6 protein-coding genes, 1 tRNA gene and 2 pseudogenes are annotated in these 6,000 nt (G+C 65.7%); 6 read left to right on the top strand and 3 right to left on the bottom strand.

The annotated features are described in order from the left end of the window. Positions 1–230: pseudogene (locus AB0D46_RS00125) on the top strand (RNA helicase); the annotation flags it as partial. Between the two features lie 183 nt (positions 231–413). Further along, positions 414–486: transfer RNA gene (locus tag AB0D46_RS00120), tRNA-Lys, on the top strand. 130 nt (positions 487–616) lie between these two features. Here the strand turns inward: AB0D46_RS00120 and AB0D46_RS00115 are convergent. Beyond that, a complete protein-coding gene (locus AB0D46_RS00115; RefSeq protein WP_362874967.1) occupies positions 617–751 on the bottom strand; it encodes a hypothetical protein in 135 nt (44 codons plus the stop codon). A 33-nt stretch (positions 752–784) separates the two neighbouring features. Between AB0D46_RS00115 and AB0D46_RS00110 the strand changes: the two are divergent. Both AB0D46_RS00110 and AB0D46_RS00105 read left to right on the top strand, forming a co-directional pair. Then, a pseudogene (locus AB0D46_RS00110) lies at positions 785–1,078 on the top strand (hypothetical protein); the annotation flags it as partial. Then, on the top strand, positions 1,026–1,556 hold the full coding sequence (locus AB0D46_RS00105) for an NUDIX domain-containing protein (RefSeq protein ID WP_362874966.1): 531 nt from the start codon (positions 1,026–1,028) through the stop codon (positions 1,554–1,556). The pseudogene AB0D46_RS00110 and the gene AB0D46_RS00105, both read left to right, overlap by 53 nt. A gap of 39 nt (positions 1,557–1,595) precedes the next feature. On the opposite strand, the gene AB0D46_RS00100 is transcribed toward AB0D46_RS00105, so the two are convergent. After that, on the bottom strand, positions 1,596–1,952 hold the full coding sequence (locus AB0D46_RS00100) for a hypothetical protein (RefSeq protein WP_362874965.1): 357 nt from the start codon (positions 1,950–1,952) through the stop codon (positions 1,596–1,598). A gap of 66 nt (positions 1,953–2,018) precedes the next feature. Between AB0D46_RS00100 and AB0D46_RS00095 the strand changes: the two genes are divergently transcribed. After that, positions 2,019–2,918: a hypothetical protein gene (locus AB0D46_RS00095; RefSeq protein WP_362874964.1), complete on the top strand. Its 900-nt coding sequence runs from the start codon at positions 2,019–2,021 to the stop codon at positions 2,916–2,918. 277 nt (positions 2,919–3,195) lie between these two features. Further along, entirely contained in the window at positions 3,196–4,116 is a 921-nt protein-coding gene (locus tag AB0D46_RS00090) for an exonuclease domain-containing protein (RefSeq protein ID WP_362874963.1), read from the top strand. 134 nt (positions 4,117–4,250) lie between these two features. Here the strand turns inward: AB0D46_RS00090 and AB0D46_RS00085 are convergent, their stop codons facing one another. After that, a complete protein-coding gene (locus tag AB0D46_RS00085) occupies positions 4,251–4,553 on the bottom strand; it encodes a hypothetical protein (protein ID WP_362874962.1) in 303 nt (100 codons plus the stop codon). Positions 4,554–6,000 lie beyond the last annotated feature (1,447 nt).

The raw sequence follows: 6,000 nt of genomic DNA, 5'->3' as shown, positions 1-6,000 counted from the left end.
GCGACGACCGTCCGTCGGGTGGCTTCAACCGTGACGACCGTGGCGGTGACCGTGGTGGCTTCCGCCGCGACGACCGTCCCACGACCGGTGGCTTCCGTTCCGCCGGCGCCGGTGACCGTCCCTACGGCCGCCGCGACGACAACCGTCCCTCCGGCTCCGGCGGTTCCGGTTCGACCGGCTCCTTCGGTGGCCGTCGTGACGACAAGCCCCGCTGGAAGCGCAACGGCTGACGCCTGAGCGTCATCTGACACCGACTCGGCCCCCACAGCACTCCGGTGCGGTGGGGGCCGGGCCGTTTTCCGGCCCCGTCGCCCCTCCCACGACCGCCGGCGGAAAACCGCCGGGGCCACACCCGGCGATACCCGATCGGCCAACAGCCCGGCTCCGGCTATGCTCTGGGGTGAGCACATGGAGGGCCATTAGCTCAATTGGCAGAGCAGCGGACTTTTAATCCGTTGGTTGTCGGTTCGAGTCCGACATGGCCTACTGCTCCTGGGTCGAGGGGAAGCCTCTGACCTGGTACTTAGGGACCACCTACCGATGTTGGTAGGTGGTCCCTAAGTCGTTTCCGGGCCAATGCGTGAGCGGACGGCCTGGGACAGGGCGCCATCCGGCGCTACGAGACGGGCTCGCTCGGTACCGGTGGTGTCTCCAGCGCAGCTTCGATGGCCTCTACGGCGTCCGAGAGGTGGCGGTATATCTGCGTCGAGAGTTCCGTCCGCTGCAGGCCGTGCAGGAGCGGATCGCGCATGTGCCTCTCGCAGACGACGAAGTCGGCGTACCCAAGTACAAGCGCGTCCACGCCCTCACCCACGCTGACCTGAGCGACAGTCTCGCCGCCCAGGCCCGCGCCGACGAAGCGGTCGCCGCCTGGACCCAGGCCCTCGTCCTCATGGAGGGAATGACCTCCGATCGCACCCGCAAGGCGATCACTTCCATCCGCTCCACCCTCGCGGTCTACCAGCGCCGCCGCGTACCCGGCGCCGCCGATCTCGCCCGCCGCGCCCGCGAAGCCCTCGCCGAACATGCCCAACAATCAGCCCGATGGGAAATGCACCGTGGCTCAGCAGACCGATGACCGCTCCCCCGCCCTCAAGCCGGCACTCGAATCGATGACCCTGCTGGTCGCGGCCGTCATCGTCCACGACCAGGCCACCGGCAGAGTCGTCCTCCTGCAACGAAGCGAGAACGCCAAGTTCGCCCAGGGCATGTGGGACCTCCCTGTCGGCAAGAGCGAGCCAGGTGAGCCCATCACCGAGACCGCGGTCCGCGAGCTTTTCGAGGAAACCGGCATGACCGTGAAGCCGGAGTCGCTCAAGGTCGCGCACATCATCCACGGCGCCTGGGGTGTCGAAGCCCCCAACGGATTCCTCACCGTCGTCTTCGCCGCCCACGAATGGACCGGCGAACCCGAGAACCGGGAGCCTCGGAAGCACTCCCAGGTTCGCTGGGTCGACACCGCAGATCTGCCTGCTGAGTTCGTCCCCACGACCCGCAGCGCCTTGGTCGCCTTCCTCGCGGACGGGGCACAGGTCTCACTCAACGGGTGGCTCTAGATCGAAGACAGGGGCATCATGACCGATTCACCTTGGGACTCAGCTCTCCCGCCGATCAAGCCCTTCTACGCCTTCAACGGTGTCGGCGAACCGATCACTCTTCACCGTGGAGAGATCCATGGTGTACAGGACACCGGCATTCCCGGGGAGGTCAGTCTTCGGTGCTCGCCGGTCCTCGGCGTCGACTGGAACACCACTCCCGTTCCGGACGCGCGTCCCCGCACCCAAGACACAGCCGTCCTCCGGCTCCAGCGGCCGCATGGGCAGGCCGAGGTGGAAGCCTGGATCCGGAGCTACGACGAGGGGTGGATCAATGGAGCCGCTCTCGGTGAGAGTGATGCGCCACTTACCCGCCTCGTGGCCCACTGGTTCAACCTTCCTCGATTCAAAGGTCACCAGTACCTGACAGACCGGATCGACGGTGCTGATCGGTTCTGGTCGGGCGGCCGCTGGTCACACGAGGTGGACGGTTGGAAGATCGATCTGGACGTCCGGCCAGATCACAAAGAGATCTGGGACGAACTGCTCAAGACGCGGCTCTACGCGATGACCCACACGATGCAGATCAGCCGTGCCGATGGACAGCAGTTCACCGCCGCTGAGACGCGCCACCTACTCGTGGCCCTGCACTTCGGCATGTCCTTCTGCCTGGGCCGGTGGGTCGCCCCTCTCCTTCCCGTGGGCATCGGAGCTGACGGGGCCGTCGTCTGGGAGGAATGGGCCGCCCTGCACTCCGATCCCGCCAAGTCGCTGTCCTCGGGCTGGTGGCAGCCGTGGGACCCCGAAGCGCTGGCCAGGTTCATGGACGGACTCGTGCCGGCGTTCTCCGACCCCGTCAAGGCCGAGCCCCTGCGACTGCAGATCAGCTACGCGATCACCGCGATCCGAGACCAGGAGTTCGTGGAGCAGCGGGTGATGATCGGCGCCGCCGGGCTGGAGCACGCCATGTGGCAGAGGCTCGTCCTGGCCGGGGTGCTGACCCGCCGGGAGTACAAAAACACCCGAGTGTGGATGGCACACATCAAGCTGCGAAAAGTCCTCGAGGGGATCAACGTCTCCCTGGACATCGACAAGACCCAGCTGCCCGCCATGGCCCGCTTCATCGACGAGGCTCTACAGCGGAGCGGGGAGCAACTGGATGGGCCGGAGGCCGTGACGAGGATCCGCAACTCACTCGTGCACCCTGAGGAAGCTCAGAAGAACATCTACGAGATCCCGGGCCTCGTCACGGAAGCCTGGCTGCTCACCCGGCACTACCTGTCGCTGCTTGTCCTTGAGTCACTGGGCTACCGAGGGCCTCACCAGAATCTGGCACGGATACGCGGCTGGGCCGGCGAGACCGAGGAGACGCCCTGGTCCTGAGTCAGAACCGGGCCGGATGAACATCCGAACCAGCGCTTGATCGCCGTCAACCTCATGCAGCTTGGCCGGCCGCCTGTTCACGTGCGGCCGGGGTGCGCAGCAGGCTGCCGACGGTGGTGATCTCGGGGACGGGGACGGGGCCTGTCGGCGGCCTGCCCGCGGCGCAGTGGCACGGACTCCGCGGCAGTGATCGTGAGTGCTTGGAAAGACCTCGCGGCATAGACATCGTCGACCTTCGACTCTGGTGGATCACTGGCCGCCCCGCGAGACTTCAGCCATGTCTTCCTGGGTAGCGATCGATTTCGAGACGGCGAACGAGCACCGCGGCAGCCCGTGCTCCGTCGGCATGACAGCAGTCGACGGTCACGCCGTCACGGACACCTGGACCACGCTGATACAGCCGCCCACGGAGCTCGGCCACTTCAACCCCTACAACGTCCGGGTCCACGGCATCACGGCTGGCGCTGTCGCCGCCGCACCCGGCTGGAAAGCCACACTCGCCGAGATCCTCGCGTTCGCCGACGGCCGCCCCTTGGTCGCGCACAATGCCGGCTTCGACTTCAGTGTCATCCGGGCCGCCTGCGACGCCGAAGGTATCCCCTGGCCCGAGCTCCAGTACACCTGCTCCCAGGTTGTCGCCCGCCGCACTTGGCAGCTGCTGTCCTACGGTCTGCCCCACTGCATGGACGCCGCCGGCCACATCTTCACCGACCACCACCAAGCCGAAGCCGACTCGAAGGCGTCCGCCGAGATCATGCTCGCGGCGATGCGCGAATCCGGCACGACGACGCTCGACGAACTACTCGGCAAGCACCAGATCCGCTGGGGCTCCATGACCGCTGACCACCAGTGGCGGGGCAGCCAGTACCAGGGGCCGGGCCGCGACCGGTTGCCCGTTCCAGGCGCCAACCCCGACGCCGACCCTGAAGGGCCCCTGTACGGACTGACCGTCTGCCTCACCGGCACGCTCACGTCGATGGAGCGGGCAGAGGCCTTCAACCGCCTCGCTGCGGTCGGAGCCCAGCCGACGAAGACCATGACGAAGAAGACGGACGTGCTGGTCTCTGCCGCGCAGACCCAGCTGAAGCCGGGGGACACCCTGAGCGGCAAGCTGAAGAGCGCGCAGGCCCTGCTCGATGCCAGCCAGGCCATCGAGGTCGTGGACGAGGACGAGTTCCTCCGCCGACTCGGGGCCTGACCGGCCAAGACGGGTGACAAGAGCCCAGGTCACCAGATTCGGATGGATGAGTGGACGCTATGGGGCGAGGGGCATCTGCGGGATAGGCGTGCGAGGAAGTAGGCCGGATGGCTGGCGGCAAGGAGACAGCTTGTTCAGGAAACTAGGTCGAACTGCTTGAGCCAGTCCGGATCGGCCTTGCCGACCGTGGCAACCAGGCCCCCGCATAGCAACACCATGTACAGGGTGAAGGCGACGGGGTTTCCGTAGTGCGCCACAGCCTCATCGAGGGTCTGGTTGGGGGCATCCGGATGACCGATGAACCCCGCTGCCTGCAGAAGGTCGTGGTGCTGGATCCCCAAGTTGTCAGAAACCCAATGGACGGCGTCCCGAGCCTGGTCTTCGTTGATCTGCTCCCTCGCTCCTACGAGCCAGGCCATGAGGATTGCCCAGATCATGGTCGGGTCTGAGGGGGTGCTCCCCTTCGATGAAGGAACCTCCTGGTCCCTTGGAAGGCTGCTGCATCCAGGTGGCGATGTCTGCGCGCAGTCGCTTCTGGGCCCGGACACGAGAGATCTCGGAGAGATCGGGCCTGACGTCCTGTGTTGCCTGCGCGGCACGTGCGCCCCGTCGGCGCTGGCTGTTTCGTCCCATGGACTCGAGCATGCTGCCCAAGTCCTCATCTAGGAGGGGAAACAGCCAAGATGCCCAGTCGATCGGTGATGGAGACGTGCTGTTCGGGGGGTTCTGGACTCAGTTCGTAGTGCGCCAGGGTTCCCATGGTGAGGGGCGAAAGCGGCGGCGACCTTTGCCGCAGTGCGGCGAACCCCCGGAAGGCCACTCGTGCATGTATCCGAGGTGATCGTGGAGCGATGGAGGGCCTCCTTGATCGTCTAGATGTCGCCGCCGGCCGCTGGGCGAGTATCGCCACTAGGTGGCGGGGAGTGCCCGCACGGGAGTGCGCAGAGGGAGGCGGTGATGTTCATCGATATTCCTGACAGGTCATATCGCTCTCCGTAGTCTCGTCATACACAAGAGGCAGGGGAGTGTATGACGGACTTGGGATCTGTGGCCGAGAGCGTTGCCGCAGCGCTTACTGGGCTGCTTGTGGGCGATGCCTACGCATCCGCCCGGCCGAGACTGGCTGCGATCTTGAACCGTACGCGAGGCGACGAAGGCTCACGGCTCGAGGATCTTGATCGTCTCCGAGGGACCGACCTGGTGGCATTGCGCGGCGCGGTACGTGAGTACGTGCGTCGGCTTGCGGCGTCCGATGAGCGGCTTGTGTGGCAGCTTCGGGACGTCCTAGAGGTCTCGCAGCCCTCTATTGCACTGAATGTTCACGACAATCAGTTCCATGGACCAACTCAGTTGGGCGGCACCCAGATCGTCAACATGCGTGCGGTGGAACATGAGCCAGGACTCTGACGTCTCGGGGGTCCACCACAACGTCTTCATCGGGCCCACGGTGATTGGCGGATCTCAGCACGTGCTTGGTGTCACCTCTGCTTCGGTACCCTCCAGGCCGTCGATGCCCTCGCAGGTTTGGGCGGCAATCATGGTGTCCTGGGCTTTCTGTCCAGCGGCGGCATGGTGGACTCAGTCCTTTCTTGGTGAGGCGCCCTTCCCGAGGGTTGTAAGTCTTGCCCACACCGTCGTGCCGTATATCTGGCTGGCGGGCGGTGCTGCCCTCCTGCTCGATGTAGCGGGCTACTTGCTGCACCGGCATTGGTCTGCGGCGCGGCGAATGATCACCCATCCCATCACGTGGAAACTGCGTCTGTTCGCAACTTCCCTTGGGGGCGCCGTCCTGGCTTTGGCCGTATTCGCGACCGGCCGGTAGCGCGGTGCTCGGTGCGGTCCTCCTCAAGGGCGGCAGGACGCTGCTCGGAGTAGTCGAGACCC

The organism is Streptomyces sp. NPDC048383, from assembly GCF_040651775.1.
Lineage (GTDB): Bacteria > Actinomycetota > Actinomycetes > Streptomycetales > Streptomycetaceae > Streptomyces.
Note: the sequence above shows the minus strand (reverse complement) of the source record. Positions and strands in the feature narration are given on the sequence as shown.